Origin of the sequence: Colwellia sp. 6_MG-2023, assembly GCF_030547765.1 — a bacterium.
Lineage (GTDB): Bacteria > Pseudomonadota > Gammaproteobacteria > Enterobacterales > Alteromonadaceae > Colwellia.
On the sequence record NZ_JAUOPP010000002.1, the window covers coordinates 21,422 to 37,336 of the forward strand.

The window sequence follows — 15,915 nt, forward strand, 5'->3', positions numbered from 1 at the left end:
TTTTCGAAGGGATAATTCACCATTGTTAACTTATTTGTATTCAGCTTTACGTCACTAACTCATCTCTTTTAGGTAATCAAATAAGTTTCTGTAATGCTTACCCAATTTTTCGGCTTTTTTCTCTTTAGCGGCATTACGCACCAACTGCTTGAGTTTTTGACGATCCATTAGTGTAAATTCTGCTAATAAACTTTCAACAGCGTCGTTACCTTCTTCTATTAATTCATCTCTTAAATTTTCTAAACGGACAAACTTAGCAGTTGCTTGTTGATGCTTATTTGCCATAACGTCGATGGCTTGATGAATAGGCTCAAGATCAGTTTCGAGTAATATTTTTGCAATATGTCGAATATGACGACGAAGTGCTTCATGCTTGTTTCTAATTTTATCAGCTACAACCATTGCATCTTTTAAGTCGTCACTTAATGGAATTAAGCTACGTTGATGTTTGGACATTTCTACCAAAGATTGAGCGAAATCTTGTAATTGATGCATTTCCCTCTTTATTTCTGTTTTACTTTTTAATTCTTCGTCCATTTCTGGTGTTAAGTCGTCGATATCGTTGGCTGACTGGGGCATAATGGTTACTAATGTAATTTATATAAATATTACCTTTATTATAGCTTGAATTTAAATGCGCAAAAACTAATAAAGTAATATTTTGAATCTAAACCTTAGCTTAAATCTAATTTTAAACTCAAAACGCAGCAAATAAGTAGATAAAAACATTATGACGAAAGTAAACCAATCTGTGGATCCATTAATCGAACAACTTGGCCAAGTAAAAAATCGAGTGGCTAAAGTTCTTGAACTTGCTAAATCTTTAGGCGCAGATGGTGCTGAGGTAGCGATGAGTCGTCAACAAGGATTAAGTGTTGGCACTCGTCTTGGTGAAGTTGAAAATGTAGAGTTTACGAACGATGGTGCTTTAGGCATAACTGTTTATCAACAAGGCCGTAAGGGGAGTGCATCAACGGCTGATTTATCAGAAAAGGCACTGACTCAAGCAGTTGAAGCTGCTGTTAATATTGCTAAATATACGTCTGTTGATGATTGCTCGGGTTTAGCCGATAAAGAATTGCTTGCAATGAAGCCACTAGATTTAGATTTATATTACCCTAAAGACCTAAGCACTGAACAAGCGATAGAAATAGCTAAGGAGTGTGAACGTAGTGCCTTAGATAGTGATAAACGCATAACAAATTCAGATGGTGCTAATCTAGATTGTTTTTCGGGTTTTAAAGTTTATGGTAATAGTCATGGTCAGTTGGTTGCTTACCCTAGTTCAAGGCATAGCATAAGCTGCGTGGTGATTGCAGGGAATGGTGATGACATGCAGCGTGACTACGCTTATGACGTTAATCGTGACTTTTCATTATTAGATAGCGGTGTAGATATTGGCACCAAAGCGGCGAGCGAAGTTATATCACGCTTAAACCCACAAAAGTTATCGACTATGAAAGTTCCAGTATTGTTCCGCTCTGATATTGCGAATACAGTATGGGGACATTTTATTTCTGCAATTAGTGGTGGTAATTTATATCGTAAATCATCATTTTTACTGGATGCTATAGGTAAAGATGTTTTCCCTAACTTCTTGTCTATTCATGAGCGACCTCATATACCTAAAGCATTGGCAAGTAGTGCTTTTGATAGTGAAGGTGTGTTAACTAAAGACAGAGATATCATTACTAATGGTTCGCTACAAAGCTATCTTCTAACGAGTTATTCTGCTCGTAAATTAGGTTTAACGACTACCGGGCATGCTGGTGGAATTCATAATTGGTTAGTAAAAGATAAGAATATTGCATCTAAAGGAAGTAAAGCTGCAGATTTTGATGCCATGTTAAAAACCTTAGGCACAGGCTTATTAGTTACTGAATTAATGGGACAAGGAGTAAACGTTGTGAATGGCGATTATTCTCGTGGGGCTGCAGGTTTCTGGGTCGAAAATGGAGAGATTGCTTATCCTGTAAGTGAAATTACTATTGCTGGTAATTTAGAACAAATGTTTAAAGGGATTATTGCCGTTGGCTCTGACCTTGATAAGCACGGTAGTATTAGTACTGGCTCAATACTCATTGATGAGATGCAAATAGCTGGTCAATAACTGAGCTTAATACGTTGTAATCAGAGCCCCTTTAACTGTAAACCGTATGCGTAGGATTTAGTCTGCACATACGGTTAATTGAATATAAAAGTAAAAGCTTAGGTTAAAAGTATTGTTGCGGTACCTAAAAAGGCAAAAATACCGACAACATCAGTAACCGTGGTAATAATAACGCTGCCAGCAAGTGCTGGGTCAATATTCAAACGCTTAAGTAATAATGGAATTGCGACCCCCGCTAAACCTGCGGCGGTCATATTCATCAGCATAGCAAAAGCTATGACAACGCCTAGCATTAAATCTTGTTTCCAAATAGCAACAACTGAAGCTATTAATAAAGCCCAAATTATGCCGTTGAGGAAGCCAATCGCGACTTCTTTATGTAATAGCGCGCGCGCATTACTATTACCAACATGGCCTAATGCCATACCACGTATAACTAAGGTTAAGGTTTGATTACCGGCTACGCCACCCATACTTGGCACCAACGAGTTAAGTACTGCTAGTATTGCTAATTGCTGAAATAACCCTTCGAACATACTTGTAACGGCTACTGCAAATAAGGCGGTAATTAAGTTAACCCCTAGCCATAAAGAGCGTTGTTTAGTACTTTTTAATACAGGAGCAAATGTATCGGCTTCATCATCTAAACCTGCCATACTCATCATAGAATGCTCTGCATCTTCACGAATTATATCAATAACATCATCAATGGTGATACGACCAAGTAAGTGACCTTTTTTATCAATGACAGGAGCAGAAAACCAGTCATGCTTTTCAAACAATTGCGCAACATCATGTTCACTCATATTAGCTTGTACAGCTTCTATTTCTGCATCAATCAACTTGGAAATGATAACCTCAGGTTTAGCGGTTATAATAGCGGCTAGTGACACAGCACCAATGAAGTGATTACTTCGGTCGACGACATAAAATGAGTCTGTTGCTTCAGGTAGTTGACCTTTTAAGCGTAAATAGCGTAATACTACGTCAACACTTACCTCAGGTTGTAGCGTAATGGTATCAGTGTTCATGATACCACCTGCTGTCTCTTTGTCATAAGATAGCGCAGTTTCTACCCGTGCTCTATCCTGAGAGTCCATAGAATCGAGAACTTTTCTATAAACAGTATCAGGTAAGGTACGTAACACTTCTGCTAGATCATCAACATCCATACCTTCAGCAACGGCAGCCAGTTTTTCAGGCTGCATGCTTTGTAAAATGCCTTTACGTACTTCTTCATTTAATTCTTCAAGTACTTCACCATGGTGTTCAGCATCAATAAGTTGCCATAATAATGCGCGACTCTTAGCTGGAGAAGACTCAAGGAATAGCGCGAGATCATAGGCAGACATGTCTTGTAATAATTTGCGTACATAGACAAACATACCACCATCAAGTGCTTCATTAATTTGGTGTAGTCTTTCTTGAATATATTCTTGTTCTATTAGATCCGGCATAGATATCTTACTTGAGCGTAGGGAATGATAAATACCAACGCTATTAAACACTTGAGAGTGGGTGTGTAATAGACTTAATATTTTTTATTATGGTTAAGTTTATCGTAACTTAGCGTTTCTTTCAGCTTTTTTACTTATTTAACTTGAACTTGGTTTAAGATATTTTTAATTAATTGAAAATATTAAGAATCTTACTTTTACTATACTCATGCTTGATAGTTTTCTACTTTTGACCTGCAAGCAGTAGGGAAAATCGAGCGTCAATAGCTAGTCTATCGCACGTAAATAGCTGTTTGAGGAATATTTATTAAGCCGATCTTGGGCTATTTATTCATCTTCATCAAACTTAGCTTCAATCAGCTGGCTTATAGCTTCTAATGCAGCGGGTGCATCGGTTCCTTGAGCGGTGACTGTTACATTTTTTCCTTGTCCACCAGCTAAGAGCATTATGGCCATTATGCTATTGGCGTCAGCTTCTTTTTCTTCTAATGATAGGGTTATTTGGGCGGAGAATTTCTGACAAAGTAAGGCTAATTTACTTGCAGCTCGGGCATGTAAGCCAAGTTTGTTAATTATAGTTAATTCTTTACTGACGATGATATCATCATGGTTCTTGTTATGCTTTTGAATAGACATAATGAGTTTTACTCTTTAATTTTCTTAATGTCTCGATGATGAGTTTGAACATGTTGTTGTTCTTTACTAAAGTTCTTTGCTAATAAATCAGCAATATAAACAGAGCGGTGTTTCCCACCCGTACAACCAATTGCAATAGTAACATAACTACGGTTATTGCGTTCTAGATGGGGTAACCAAGTCATCATAAAACTATTAATTTGCCAAATAAACTTTGTCACAATTGGCTGACTAGAAAGGAAGTCTTTTACTGGTTGCTCTAAACCTGTAAAAGGTTTGAGTTCAGTTTCCCAATGAGGATTAGGAAGAAAGCGTGCATCGAATACATAATCAGCATCAGCAGGAATACCGTGTTTAAAGCCAAAAGACTCGAAGACTAAAACCATTTTACCGGTTTTCTTTCCAAGAATTCTTTCTCGTACCAAGTCAGCTAATTGGTGCGGAGTTAGCTGGCTGGTATTGATATATAAGTCGGCATTGGTAGAAATAGGTGCTAATAGTTTCTTTTCGAGTGATATCGCTTGGTCTAGCGCAATATTCTCTTTAATTAGAGGATGTAAGCGCCTTGTTTCACTAAAACGACGAATAAGGTCATTGTCATCTGCATCTAAAAATAATGTAGTTACATCAACTGCATCAGGTAAATATTCAATGATCTCTACAATATCCTTAGGATTGTTAGGTAAGTTACGAACATCTAGGCTTACTGCAACATTGTCATAATCATTAATCACGGTATGGGTTAATGCAGGTAGTAAATTAACAGGAATATTATCAACACAATAATATCCTAAATCTTCTAATACTCTTAATGCAACTGATTTCCCTGAGCCAGAGCGGCCACTAACAATGATAAGTTTCATATTTTTAAGTTCCGCATGAATTAGCTATGCATTAGGTTTTATTGTGTAGAAATATATTTCAACTTATTGATTAAGCGGTTTGTTGAATAAGATCAAACATCTCTTGTTGGCTGGTGCATTTACGAACTTTTTTAGCTGTTTTGCGATCACTAAATAGTTTGGCAATACTTTGCAACGTTTCTAAATGCGCTTGCGTATTGTCTTCAGGTACAAATAGGCAAATAAATATATCAACAGGTCTATTATCAATTGCGTCGAAGTCAATTGCGTTTTCAGTAGTTAAAAACACGGCAATAGCTTTGTCTGTATTGTTTAGTCTGCCGTGAGGGATAGCGATACCGTTGCCGATACCAGTACTCCCCATTTTCTCTCTATTCATTAAGCTATCTAATAGATCTGTTGGGTTAGAGTCAATTAGTTCATTGGCGGCAAGTTGGCAAATTAGTTCAAGTAAACGCTTTTTGCTTTGAACTGGAACTGCACAACGTGTGCAGTTCAGTGTTAATATATTTTGTAGTGTCATAATTATAATGGATAAAACTAATGTTGTGTTATTTTGCCTTTGTATTTGAGTACTTGGCGATCTAGTTTATCCACCAAAGTATCTATCGAGGTATACATATCAGCACTTACTGCTGAAGCATGAATTTCACTGCCTTTTAAATGTATAGTTGCTTCAGCTATCTGTTCTAACTTTTCAACAGTCAAGACTACATGAACATTATTGATATGATCAAAATGTCGCTCTAATTTAGCTAATTTTGTTTCAACACAATCGCGTAATGATGACGTTATTTCTACATGGTGACCGGTAAGGTTAATTTGCATAAGTATGTTCCTTCTCTAGTTAATTCAGAAAATAAAGTCACAGGCTATAATAAACTCTTACGTTGGTTGGACGGTGGTATAGATAAGGATTCACGATACTTAGCTATAGTACGTCTAGCAACATTAATTCCTTGTTGTGCTAGTAAGTCTGCCATTTTGCTATCACTGAGCGGTTTAGCGGGTGTTTCTGCTAAAATGAGTTTTTTAATTAATGAACGTATGGCAGTTGATGAACATTCACCTCCATTTTCGGTACTAACATGACTTGAAAAAAAGTATTTTAATTCAAAAATACCTCTAGGCGTGTGCATATATTTTTGCGTAGTTACGCGAGATATAGTTGACTCATGCATATCCACGGCTTCAGCAATATCATTTAATACCATAGGTCGCATCGCTTCAGCGCCATGTTCTAAAAAGCCTTGTTGACGTTGTACAATGCAGTTAGATACTTTAAGTAAAGTATCATTACGTGACTCTAAACTTTTAATAAACCATTTAGCTTCTTGTAAGTTTGTTCGAATAAACTGTCCGTCATTACTAGAAGATTTTGTTGTTTTTGTCATGGCAGCATATTGTTGATTTACTGATAGCTTAGGAGCAGTATCAGGGTTTAATTCGACAACCCAACGACCATTTTTCTTTTCTACGGAAACATCAGGAATAACATATTGATCATCGCTTTTCACTACTGCATCACCAGGACGAGGATTTAAGCTCTGTATCAAACGCATTACTTCACGTAACTGTTCTTCTTTGAGGCGAGTTTTACGCATTAATTGTCGATAGTCACGATTACCGAGTAAGTCGATATGCTCGCCGATAATTAATTTACTTTCTTTTAAGTAAGGGGTTTCAGGATCAAACTGATTTAATTGAATAATTAAACAATCAGCGATAGAACGGGCTGCAACACCAACAGGATCAAAGACATTAATACGTTTTAATACCGCTTCGACTTCATCAAGTTCCAGTCCTTCTATACCAACACTTTCTAATATTTCTTCACTCGATACCGTAAGATAACCTGCTTCATCAACAGCCTCTATAATAGCGATAGCAACCGTGCGATCAGTTTCTGAAAATGGCGTTAATTCCATTTGCCATAAAAGGTGATCTTGTATTGAATCGATCGTTTCACCTTGATAGGTGTAATCTTCACTTGGGCTACTAATTGCCCCTGTATTTGACGTACCAGCACTGTAACTTTCTTCCCAAGTTGTATCAATGTTCAACTCTTCTGGTATGTCATTTTTCTCCATTGCTTCTGTTGTACTTATCTCATCAATAGAGGCTGATGAATCTTCACTTCCATCACTGGTAGATCGTTCTGTGATGGTGGCTGAAAAAGCTTCTTCAAGTTTATCTCTACTATCCTCTGAATTATTATCTGAGGTTTCTTGATCATTAATTTCAAGCAGAGGATTACTTTCAAGTACTTCTTGAATTTCTTGTTGAAGCTCTAACGTCGATAACTGCAAAAGCTTTATAGCTTGTTGCAGTTGTGGCGTCATGGTTAGTTGTTGTCCTATCCGGAGTTGCAGAGTTGGGCGCATCTACGTTGTCTTAATTCCTGTTATTATTGTTTATAGTTACTAACTTAGAGCAAGTATAGTCTACGAATTTATTATATATGTTAACTATAGCGTGAATTGCTCGCCTAGGTATACATCTCTTACCTTTTGATTAGCAAGAATTTGATTAGAATCTCCTTCTGCTATTATTTCACCGTGACTAACAATGTAAGCATGCTCACATACATCAAGTGTTTCACGAACATTGTGGTCAGTTATTAAGATACCAAGACCACGGTTTTTAAGATGAATAATTATTTTTTTTATGTCGCCGACAGAAATAGGGTCAACACCTGCAAAAGGTTCATCAAGTAATATAAATTCAGGATCTGCTGCTAAAGCGCGGGCTATTTCTACGCGTCTTCTTTCCCCTCCTGATAAACTCATACCTAAATTATCTTTAATATGGCTGATATTAAATTCTTCTAAGAGGTGCTCTAATTTTGTTTGCCTTTCATTTTCATTAAGGCCTTTTCGAATTTGTAATATTGCCATAATATTTTCAGTAACGGTTAGTTTTCTAAAAATAGACGCTTCTTGAGGTAAATACCCAATACCTCGACGTGCGCGTTCATGCATAGGCGATAGTGTTACATCTTCGTCATTCAGCATTATTTGGCCATTATCATTGGGTACTAAGCCAACAATCATGTAAAAAGAAGTCGTTTTTCCTGCTCCATTAGGCCCCAGTAAGCCAACAATTTGTCCTGAGCTTACCGCTAAACTAACGTTTTTAACAACTTTTTTGCTTTTGTAAGCTTTTGATAGGTTTTTAGCTATCAAAGTCGAATTATTAGCTTCGCCGTTATTATTATTGCTTGTTACTGTCATTACTTTTCTTATCTTGTTGAGCTTTTATTTGAGCTGGCTGCAAAACAGTGGTTACTGAATCATTATCACTACTGATAGCTTCCAATTTCTCATTTAGCGTATTGTAAGTGATTATTTCTCCTGTCACTTTACTACCTGCTTGTTGTACTTGCGCATTACCTGAGATGGTAATGATATTTTGATCTGGTTGATAGGTTATCTCATTAGCTTGCAAGCTGATTAAACTACCATCTTCTAATTGTTGTTTGAAAACAGCAGGTTCACCTTTGGCAAGGTAAGTGTCTTGTTTTTGTTGAGTTTTATCATCAACTTTACTGTAAACTTGAACAATATCAGCACTAATCGAAATAGAGCCTTGGTTTATACTAACGTCATCTAAATAACTCGCTATTTTATTTTTTAAATCAGCTGATTGACGTTTCGATTTTATCGTGATTTCTTGTGTGAGATCTTTCTTAGCCGCGCATACTGGAAGTGCTAACGAGAGCAGTAATGAGCTTAATAAGAAACCTTTGCTAATTTTTTTAATTGTCATTTAGAGGGTAACCATTATTTTTTTTGTAAATAGTACGTACATGTTCGGTTAATGTCATCTGTTTAGTGTTTAAGTCAATTATTAAACCTGAGCCATACATAGTGAAGTCTTTTCCTTGCACCATTACCGTTTGATCTGAGCTAATGATATTAGTATTTAAATCAAGCTCTAAATATTTGCAATGAATTTCTTGTATTAAACTATTTTTATCAGTTGCACTTAAGTGTACTCGATGATTTAAAATAACCCTATTATTTTTATATAGCGTTGCTTCTTTAGCGCTAAGCTTCCATGGTGCATTTTTTGTTAGTTTGTTGCTCGAGCTATTTTCATTTGCTAAATCGGAGCCGTCAATATTATCTTTCGATGATGCTTGGGGATACAATGTGTACTTAGGTAGCTCGAAGTGTGTTAGTTCAAGTTTGGCATAATGCTCCATTCTCTTAGCAATAATAGCATGTGAAAGTACGCCTGAATCGGTGTAAATATCAGTTTTAAGTGCTTCCGCTATAAAGTCAGGTGTGAGTTCACTGTCGATGACTTCACCTGGTATTATTTTTGACTGTCGCCATTCGATTATTCCATAAACCGTAGCGGCTAATAGCAAGATTAAAAAGGCTAAAAAATTTATCCGTGTCATACACTCGCGCCTGTAGCATTATCAATAGTGTCTTGACATTGCATTATCAAGTCGCAAACTTCTCGTACTGCGCCGAAACCACCATTAATAAAGCTTGTATAATTAGCTTTTGCTGATACAGCTGGATGTGCATCAGACACAGCAATACCTAAACCAACGTGTAAAATACATGCTAAGTCTGGAATATCGTCTCCTATGTAAGCTACTTCATCAGGGGTTAAATTAAGTTTTTGAATTAAAGTCATCAGTGCAGGCAATTTATCTTCTTGCCCTTGTATAATGTGTTTAACATTTAAAGCTGACATCCGGTTAGCTACAATAGCTGAACGTCTACCAGTGATTATTGCAACCTCTACACCACTATTACCAAGTGCTTTTATTCCAAAGCCATCTTTAGTATGGAATGCTTTAAGTTCTTCGCCATCATTACCTAAATAAATACGACCATCTGAAAAAACACCATCAACATCACAAACAAGTAATTTAATTTTTTTGGCTCGTTCTAATACGTTTAGTGATACATCACCATAAAGTGTATTAGAATTTTGAATAGTATTAGTGATATTTTCCATTTAAAGAACTCCTGATCTTAGTAAGTCATGCATATTCATTGCACCAATAGGTATTTGTTTTTCATCAACGATAATCAAACCATTGATTTTTTTATCTTCCATTATATTTAGCGCTTGCGCTGCTAACATGTCTGCTTGTGCTAAGGTTGGGAATTTAGTCATAACGGTTGTTATATTGTCCCGATGAATATCAATTTGTAAATCAAGAATTCTCCGTAAATCACCATCAGTAAATAAACCAACAAGTTGCTTATGTTTATTAACAACGGCGGTCATGCCTAAGCCTTTAAGTGACATTTCCACTAATGCGTCTTTTATCAATGCATCTTCTGAAATAATAGGAATACGATCGCCTTGATGCATAATATCACTCAAGCGAAGTAATAAACGTTTACCTAAACTACCACCAGGGTGAGATAAAGCAAAGTCATCTGCGGTAAACCCACGAGCATTAAGTAGAGCAACGGCAATAGCATCGCCCATTACTAATGTTGCAGTAGTACTGGACGTTGGAGCTAATCCTAATGGGCAAGCTTCAGCCGAAACCTTGATACAAATATGTGTATCAGCTAATTTGGCTAATGTAGAGTTGATATTGCCCGTCATAGCGATGAGTGTTGCCCCAATGCGTTTTATCACAGGCGTAATCGCGAGAACTTCGCCTGTTTCACCTGAATTAGAAATTGTTAGTACAACATCGTCTTTGGTGATCATACCCAGATCACCATGACTGGCTTCACTTGGGTGAACAAAAAAAGCAGGGGTGCCCGTACTTGCTAATGTGGCTGCTATTTTACCGCCAATATGTCCCGACTTCCCCATACCAATAACAATAACACGGCCTTGGCAGTTAAACATTAATTGACAGGCGTATTCAAAGTTATGGTCAATATATTGTAATAACTCTTTAATTGCTTGTTGTTCAATGTTAATTACATTTTTAGCAAGTTTTTTAAAGTTTTTCATGGCTCAGCTTAAACTAATATTTTGTGCTAGTTAATGGTTGTTTGGCTATAAAGTAATGCTTGATAACCACAAAAACACATTAATAATAATGCACCTTTTATGCGGGTAAGTCTAAAGCAGCCCGCTTTACGGCTAAAACACAGTAAAAATAGTAACCCTGTGATTGCGAGCATAATAGGAATGTCGCGAATCGATGCTTCAGGATTTATTGGGCCTGGTGCGATAATACCTGCAAAAGGCAATACTGCTAGTATGTTAAAGAGGTTAGAGCCGACAATATTCCCCATCGCTAAGTCATCTTCTTTCTTTAAGATGCTCGCAATACTTGCTGCTAATTCAGGCAAGCTTGTGCCAATAGCAATAATAGTTAAACCAATAACAAGATCACTAATACCATAGGCTTTTGCAATAAATATTGAAGAATCAACAAGGAAGTGAGCGCTTAATACTAATAAAACAATACCAGCGATTAACCAAAAAATAGATTTGGATGTACTTGTTGCTTCTGGTATATCTTGTTCAGCTTCAATAATTAAAGGGTCATCAATTTTGTTGGCTTTTCGTTGTCGCATGGCCTTGATTAATAAAATTGATATAAAACCGAAAAAACTCACCATTAAAATAATACCTTCAGTCAAACTAAAGAAATTATCAGAAATCATCCAGTAAGCTACTAAAGAAAATAGCAATAAAAGTGGCAATTCTTGTTTAATGGTTGAAGAGGATACCATTAGGGGTTTTATTAAGACGCTAAGACCTAACACTAGTGCTATATTGGTAATATTTGAACCAACCGCGTTACCAATAGCTGTATCAGGGCTTCCTTGCAAAGATGCTGCCGCAGCTACCATCATTTCGGGAGCTGATGAGCCCATGGCAACTATCGTTAAACCAATGATCATTGGTGAAACGCCTATATTTCTTGCTAATGATGATGCACCTAAAACAAATTTATCCGCACTCCACACGAGTACAGTAAGGGCAATTAATAATATTCCAACGTGTTCTAACATTTATGACTCCAGTTTTGAGGTGCAAATTGTCGCTGTTTGTAACAGAAAAAAAAAGGAATTAATTCGATTAAAAGAAAATAAGCGATATAAAAAGCTAAAAACATCCCTTTTTACATTTTCTAACACTTAATGATGCTTATTATTCACTAAATTGTGAATTTTTAGTGAAGAATTTGAGGTGGTCAGGTAAAATCGTTTTTAATCAATAAGGCATAATTAATAATATGATCGAAAACGATAAGCATGAGAATTTAGTTGATATACATAATCTAACCTTTAAACGAGGTGAGCGGGTTATTTATAATGATATTAGTTTGTCTATACCTACAGGTAAAGTTACCGCCATTATGGGGCCAAGTGGTATTGGCAAAACTACTTTATTACGTTTAATTGGCGGGCAGATTAAACCTGAATCTGGAAAAATCTTATTTGCAGGTAATGATATTCCGCAGCTTTCTCGAAAAAATCTATATGAAACGCGTAAACGTATGAGCATGCTTTTTCAAAGTGGCGCGCTTTTTACAGATATGAATGTTTATGACAATATTGCTTTTCCTATTCGTGAACATAGTCAGTTACCTGAAGCTATAATTGAAAAAATAGTATTGATGAAACTTGAAGCCGTAGGATTACGCGGTGCACGAGATTTACATCCTAATGAACTCTCTGGTGGTATGGCTCGACGTGTTGCTTTAGCACGTGCAATAGCACTTGATCCTGAATTAATTTTATACGATGAACCTTTTGCGGGACAAGATCCGATATCTATGGGGGTAATTGTTCGTTTAATTCGTTCGTTAAGCGATGCTTTAGGTTTAACATCTGTTGTTGTGTCTCATGATGTACCAGAAGTAATGAGTATTGCTGACTACATTTACATTATTGCGGAACAAAAAATTATTGGTCAAGGAACTCCTGATCAAATTAGAAATCATAACTCTTCATTGGTTAAACAGTTTGTGCATGGCGAGGCTGATGGCCCAGTGCCTTTTCACTTTGAAGCGCCTAATTATCAAAATGAATTAATTAAAGGTTCAAACGCGTTAAGCGAAAGAGGGAAGCGTTGATGAATCAATTACAGCTATTAGGTAGAAATACTTTAGCGTTAATTAGTGGGTTAGGGCGGGCAGTTATTGTTTTACTCTCGGCATTACTTCATATTCCTAACATTCGCAAAGGAACGCCACTGTTAATAAACCAATTGTACAGTATTGGTGTGATGTCATTAGTTATTACGGTTGTTTCTGGTGGCTTTATCGGTATGGTGCTAGCGTTACAAGGCTATACCATCTTGGTGAGTTATGGTGCAGAAGCAAGTCTTGGACCTATGGTTGCCTTATCCTTGTTGCGTGAATTAGGTCCTGTCGTTGCTGCGTTATTGTTTGCTGGCCGTGCTGGTTCAGCACTGACAGCTGAAATAGGCTTGATGAAAGCGACTGAACAATTATCAAGTTTAGAAATGATGGCAGTAGACCCTTTACGCCGTGTAATTGCTCCACGGTTTTGGGCTGGATTTATTAGCTTACCGCTATTAGCCGCTATATTCTCTATGGTGGGGATATTAGGAGCCCATTTAGTTGGTGTTGACTGGTTAGGAGTTGATTCTGGTACTTTTTGGTCTGTTATGCAGGCGCAGGTAGATTTTAATAAAGATATTTTAAATGGTATTATCAAAAGTGTAGTTTTTGCTTTTGTTGTTACTTGGATTGCTGTTTATAAAGGGTTTGATTGTGAACCTACCTCTGAAGGTATTTCAAGAGCCACAACTTCAACTGTGGTACAATCATCGTTATTAGTCTTAGCACTCGATTTTGTTTTAACGGCATTGATGTTTGCAAGGTAATATTGATTGTGAATACCTGCTTTGTTTGGGTGTTAAGTAAATTTAAAAGGCGTTTGGTGAAAACATGTTGTCAAAAAAAGTAGAGTTATTGGTAGGTTTTTTTGTTGCTTTAGGTATTGCTGCATTACTTGTGTTGGCACTTAAAGTTGCTAATACGGGGATGTCGGGGGGAGGTGAGCATTACAACCTTTTCGCCAAGTTTGATAATATTGGTGGATTAAAAGTTCGTTCTCCTATTAAAGTAGGTGGCGTTGTTGTAGGTCGTGTTAGTGATATCTCTCTTGATGAAACAGATTATACGCCTGTGGTTACATTAGAGATTTACAGTAAATATAATCAATTTTCAGAAGCAACGTCAGTCGCTATTTTAACTGCTGGATTATTAGGTGAACAATATATAGGTCTTCAACCTGGCTTTATGATTGAATCGTTAGATATTCTTCAACCCAATGACTTTATTGAAGATACCAAACCTGCTTTAGTTTTAGAAGAATTAATAGGGCAGTTTTTATTTAGCCAAGGAAGTGGTGATTAGTAATGAAAGAGGAAAAAGTCCATAAAATGATAAATTTAAAAACCACATTATTTCTTGTTGTTATTTTATCTTGTTTATCAATACAAAGCAGCTTTGTATTTGCAGCTCAACAAGCAACGAATAATATAGAAGATGAAGAAACAGAAGACTTTGTTGATGCGTCTCGTATTTATGTCGATAAAAAAGACCCATATTTAATGATCAAGGAAGTTGCCGGTAATACCTTTAAGCGCTTTGCTGATGAACAACAAGCAATAAAAGCTGACCCAAATATTATTAAGAATATTGTTCGTGAAGAATTAATGCCTTACATTAATTATCAATATTCAGCATTTAAAGTTATTGGTAAGCATTTAAAGAATACTACCGAGCAAGAACGAAAAGAGTTTGTGCCGGTTTTTAGAGAGTACTTAATTACTTCTTATGCACAAGTTTTTACCTTATATGATAATCAAGTTGTGGAATTCTCTCCAGCTAAGGACTTTGCTGATAATAAAATTGTTGCAGTAGATACTCGTATTATTATGCCAGATAGAGAAAATATTGATGTTTCATTTAAAGTAAGAAAAAATAGAAAAACAGATGAATGGAAAGCCTTTGATATGATAGCAGAAGGTGTTAGTTTACTCGACAGTAAACAAGCTGAATTAGGCGGAGTTATTCGTCAAAAAGGCTTGCCCCATGTTACCGAGCTATTAAGAGAGAAAAGTGAGCGAGATATTGTTTTTAAAGACTAATTTGTCACGATAAAACATTAAGATAACCTCAGTAAATGGCGAAAAATTTGTGGATAAAATTACGTTAAATGTAACTGAAGATAATGGCGTGTTAGTTGGTGAATTAACACGACAAACAGTGATGCAAATATCTAAAAAAAGTATTAAGCAGATCATTACCCAGCAATCTTTAGTGATAGATTTACAACAAGTTACTCGAATTGATACGGCAGGGCTTGCTTGGCTTTTCTATTTATTAGAACAAGCGAATAGCAGTCGTTGTCAATTATCTTTTAGTAACATCCCAACAAAACTAAAAAATTTAATTAGCTTAAGTGGTGTAGAGGGTTTTCTACCTCTCGCTAACAAAAGCTAAGAATACCAGATTAAGGAATACCCTTTGGAAGTAATAGAAATAGAAAAATTGATAAATGACGCGCTAGAGCTTGATGAACTATTGGTTAAATTTGATGGTTCACAATGTAGTGTTATTGCCGTTGCTGATATGTTTGGAGAATTATCTCGCGTTAAACGACAACAAGTTGTTTTTGCAGCTCTAGCTGATGCGATTAAAGATGGCAGTATACATGCAGTAACAGTAAAAACTTTTACTACTGCGCAATGGCAACGTGATAAATTATTCAATATGTAAGAGTTGTGCCTAATACGATTAATCCTAGTTGGTATTCAAACGTAATTCAAAACAATTTAGTACTCTAGAAACCTACAATGGTTGTGAGACAAATTGTTTAATAAGTAAAGGCATGCAATACTAGTTAAGTATTTATCCATTCAT

20 protein-coding genes are annotated in these 15,915 nt (G+C 36.3%); 7 read left to right on the top strand and 13 right to left on the bottom strand.

Annotated features, from left to right (window positions below):
- Positions 1 to 54: 54 nt before the first annotated feature.
- Complete coding sequence (gene yjgA, locus Q4503_RS01790) at positions 55 to 579, bottom strand: ribosome biogenesis factor YjgA (RefSeq protein ID WP_215973084.1); 525 nt, start codon at positions 577 to 579, stop codon at positions 55 to 57.
- A 151-nt stretch (positions 580 to 730) separates the two neighbouring features.
- On the opposite strand from yjgA, the gene pmbA reads away from it, so the two are divergent.
- Complete coding sequence (pmbA, locus tag Q4503_RS01795) at positions 731 to 2,110, top strand: metalloprotease PmbA (RefSeq protein ID WP_303601246.1); 1,380 nt, start codon at positions 731 to 733, stop codon at positions 2,108 to 2,110.
- Between the two features lie 98 nt (positions 2,111 to 2,208).
- On the opposite strand, the gene mgtE is transcribed toward pmbA, so the two are convergent.
- From mgtE to Q4503_RS01855, 12 genes are all read right to left on the bottom strand, one after another.
- Positions 2,209 to 3,567 carry a magnesium transporter gene (mgtE, locus tag Q4503_RS01800; protein WP_215973086.1) on the bottom strand — a complete coding sequence of 453 codons (1,359 nt, stop codon included), beginning with the start codon at positions 3,565 to 3,567 and terminating at the stop codon, positions 2,209 to 2,211.
- 327 nt (positions 3,568 to 3,894) lie between these two features.
- Positions 3,895 to 4,203: an HPr family phosphocarrier protein gene (locus Q4503_RS01805; RefSeq protein ID WP_215973087.1), complete on the bottom strand. Its 309-nt coding sequence runs from the start codon at positions 4,201 to 4,203 to the stop codon at positions 3,895 to 3,897.
- Between the two features lie 8 nt (positions 4,204 to 4,211).
- A complete protein-coding gene (rapZ, locus tag Q4503_RS01810) occupies positions 4,212 to 5,066 on the bottom strand; it encodes an RNase adapter RapZ (RefSeq protein ID WP_215973088.1) in 855 nt (284 codons plus the stop codon).
- A gap of 70 nt (positions 5,067 to 5,136) precedes the next feature.
- Entirely contained in the window at positions 5,137 to 5,589 is a 453-nt protein-coding gene (gene ptsN, locus Q4503_RS01815) for a PTS IIA-like nitrogen regulatory protein PtsN (protein WP_215973089.1), read from the bottom strand.
- A gap of 17 nt (positions 5,590 to 5,606) precedes the next feature.
- Positions 5,607 to 5,894, bottom strand: a complete 288-nt coding sequence (gene hpf / locus Q4503_RS01820; RefSeq protein WP_303601247.1) for a ribosome hibernation promoting factor — start codon at positions 5,892 to 5,894, stop codon at positions 5,607 to 5,609.
- Positions 5,895 to 5,938: 44 nt separating this feature from the next.
- On the bottom strand, positions 5,939 to 7,450 hold the full coding sequence (locus Q4503_RS01825) for an RNA polymerase factor sigma-54 (protein WP_303601248.1): 1,512 nt from the start codon (positions 7,448 to 7,450) through the stop codon (positions 5,939 to 5,941).
- Between the two features lie 84 nt (positions 7,451 to 7,534).
- Positions 7,535 to 8,299, bottom strand: a complete 765-nt coding sequence (lptB, locus tag Q4503_RS01830) for an LPS export ABC transporter ATP-binding protein (RefSeq protein WP_303601249.1) — start codon at positions 8,297 to 8,299, stop codon at positions 7,535 to 7,537.
- On the bottom strand, positions 8,280 to 8,834 hold the full coding sequence (lptA, locus tag Q4503_RS01835; RefSeq protein WP_215973093.1) for a lipopolysaccharide transport periplasmic protein LptA: 555 nt from the start codon (positions 8,832 to 8,834) through the stop codon (positions 8,280 to 8,282). The genes lptB and lptA overlap by 20 nt, the downstream gene beginning before the upstream one ends.
- Positions 8,824 to 9,474, bottom strand: a complete 651-nt coding sequence (gene lptC, locus Q4503_RS01840) for an LPS export ABC transporter periplasmic protein LptC (protein WP_215973094.1) — start codon at positions 9,472 to 9,474, stop codon at positions 8,824 to 8,826. Before lptC ends, lptA begins: the two co-directional genes overlap by 11 nt.
- Positions 9,471 to 10,046, bottom strand: coding sequence for a 3-deoxy-manno-octulosonate-8-phosphatase KdsC (gene kdsC, locus Q4503_RS01845; RefSeq protein WP_215973095.1), 576 nt, complete (start codon positions 10,044 to 10,046; stop codon positions 9,471 to 9,473). Before kdsC ends, lptC begins: the two co-directional genes overlap by 4 nt.
- Positions 10,047 to 11,012: a KpsF/GutQ family sugar-phosphate isomerase gene (locus Q4503_RS01850; protein WP_215973096.1), complete on the bottom strand. Its 966-nt coding sequence runs from the start codon at positions 11,010 to 11,012 to the stop codon at positions 10,047 to 10,049.
- A 26-nt stretch (positions 11,013 to 11,038) separates the two neighbouring features.
- Positions 11,039 to 12,025 (bottom strand): calcium/sodium antiporter, encoded by a 987-nt coding sequence (locus Q4503_RS01855; RefSeq protein ID WP_215973097.1) that lies wholly within the window; start codon positions 12,023 to 12,025, stop codon positions 11,039 to 11,041.
- A gap of 224 nt (positions 12,026 to 12,249) precedes the next feature.
- Between Q4503_RS01855 and mlaF the strand changes: the two genes are divergently transcribed.
- The 6 genes from mlaF (at position 12,250) to Q4503_RS01885 (ending at position 15,771) form a co-directional block, all read left to right on the top strand.
- A complete protein-coding gene (mlaF, locus tag Q4503_RS01860; protein WP_215973098.1) occupies positions 12,250 to 13,092 on the top strand; it encodes a phospholipid ABC transporter ATP-binding protein MlaF in 843 nt (280 codons plus the stop codon).
- Entirely contained in the window at positions 13,089 to 13,868 is a 780-nt protein-coding gene (mlaE, locus tag Q4503_RS01865) for a lipid asymmetry maintenance ABC transporter permease subunit MlaE (RefSeq protein ID WP_215973099.1), read from the top strand. The genes mlaF and mlaE overlap by 4 nt, the downstream gene beginning before the upstream one ends.
- 64 nt (positions 13,869 to 13,932) lie before the next feature.
- On the top strand, positions 13,933 to 14,403 hold the full coding sequence (mlaD, locus tag Q4503_RS01870) for an outer membrane lipid asymmetry maintenance protein MlaD (protein WP_215973100.1): 471 nt from the start codon (positions 13,933 to 13,935) through the stop codon (positions 14,401 to 14,403).
- Between the two features lie 26 nt (positions 14,404 to 14,429).
- On the top strand, positions 14,430 to 15,140 hold the full coding sequence (locus Q4503_RS01875) for a phospholipid-binding protein MlaC (protein ID WP_215973101.1): 711 nt from the start codon (positions 14,430 to 14,432) through the stop codon (positions 15,138 to 15,140).
- A gap of 49 nt (positions 15,141 to 15,189) precedes the next feature.
- Complete coding sequence (locus Q4503_RS01880; RefSeq protein WP_303495264.1) at positions 15,190 to 15,495, top strand: lipid asymmetry maintenance protein MlaB; 306 nt, start codon at positions 15,190 to 15,192, stop codon at positions 15,493 to 15,495.
- A gap of 24 nt (positions 15,496 to 15,519) precedes the next feature.
- Positions 15,520 to 15,771, top strand: coding sequence for a BolA family protein (locus Q4503_RS01885; protein WP_215973102.1), 252 nt, complete (start codon positions 15,520 to 15,522; stop codon positions 15,769 to 15,771).
- Positions 15,772 to 15,915: the final 144 nt, after the last annotated feature.

Excerpts from the sequence above, each read along its gene's own strand:
- yjgA (WP_215973084.1), bottom strand. The coding sequence starts at position 579 with ATGCCCCAGTCAGCCAACGATATCGACGACTTAACACCAGAAATGGAC.
- pmbA (WP_303601246.1), top strand. The coding sequence starts at position 731 with ATGACGAAAGTAAACCAATCTGTGGATCCATTAATCGAACAACTTGGC.
- mgtE (WP_215973086.1), bottom strand. The coding sequence starts at position 3,567 with ATGCCGGATCTAATAGAACAAGAATATATTCAAGAAAGACTACACCAA.
- Q4503_RS01805 (WP_215973087.1), bottom strand. The coding sequence starts at position 4,203 with ATGTCTATTCAAAAGCATAACAAGAACCATGATGATATCATCGTCAGT.
- rapZ (WP_215973088.1), bottom strand. The coding sequence starts at position 5,066 with ATGAAACTTATCATTGTTAGTGGCCGCTCTGGCTCAGGGAAATCAGTT.
- ptsN (WP_215973089.1), bottom strand. The coding sequence starts at position 5,589 with ATGACACTACAAAATATATTAACACTGAACTGCACACGTTGTGCAGTT.
- hpf (WP_303601247.1), bottom strand. The coding sequence starts at position 5,894 with ATGCAAATTAACCTTACCGGTCACCATGTAGAAATAACGTCATCATTA.
- Q4503_RS01825 (WP_303601248.1), bottom strand. The coding sequence starts at position 7,450 with ATGCGCCCAACTCTGCAACTCCGGATAGGACAACAACTAACCATGACG.
- lptB (WP_303601249.1), bottom strand. The coding sequence starts at position 8,299 with ATGACAGTAACAAGCAATAATAATAACGGCGAAGCTAATAATTCGACT.
- lptA (WP_215973093.1), bottom strand. The coding sequence starts at position 8,834 with ATGACAATTAAAAAAATTAGCAAAGGTTTCTTATTAAGCTCATTACTG.
- lptC (WP_215973094.1), bottom strand. The coding sequence starts at position 9,474 with ATGACACGGATAAATTTTTTAGCCTTTTTAATCTTGCTATTAGCCGCT.
- kdsC (WP_215973095.1), bottom strand. The coding sequence starts at position 10,046 with ATGGAAAATATCACTAATACTATTCAAAATTCTAATACACTTTATGGT.
- Q4503_RS01850 (WP_215973096.1), bottom strand. The coding sequence starts at position 11,012 with ATGAAAAACTTTAAAAAACTTGCTAAAAATGTAATTAACATTGAACAA.
- Q4503_RS01855 (WP_215973097.1), bottom strand. The coding sequence starts at position 12,025 with ATGTTAGAACACGTTGGAATATTATTAATTGCCCTTACTGTACTCGTG.
- mlaF (WP_215973098.1), top strand. The coding sequence starts at position 12,250 with ATGATCGAAAACGATAAGCATGAGAATTTAGTTGATATACATAATCTA.
- mlaD (WP_215973100.1), top strand. The coding sequence starts at position 13,933 with ATGTTGTCAAAAAAAGTAGAGTTATTGGTAGGTTTTTTTGTTGCTTTA.
- Q4503_RS01875 (WP_215973101.1), top strand. The coding sequence starts at position 14,430 with ATGATAAATTTAAAAACCACATTATTTCTTGTTGTTATTTTATCTTGT.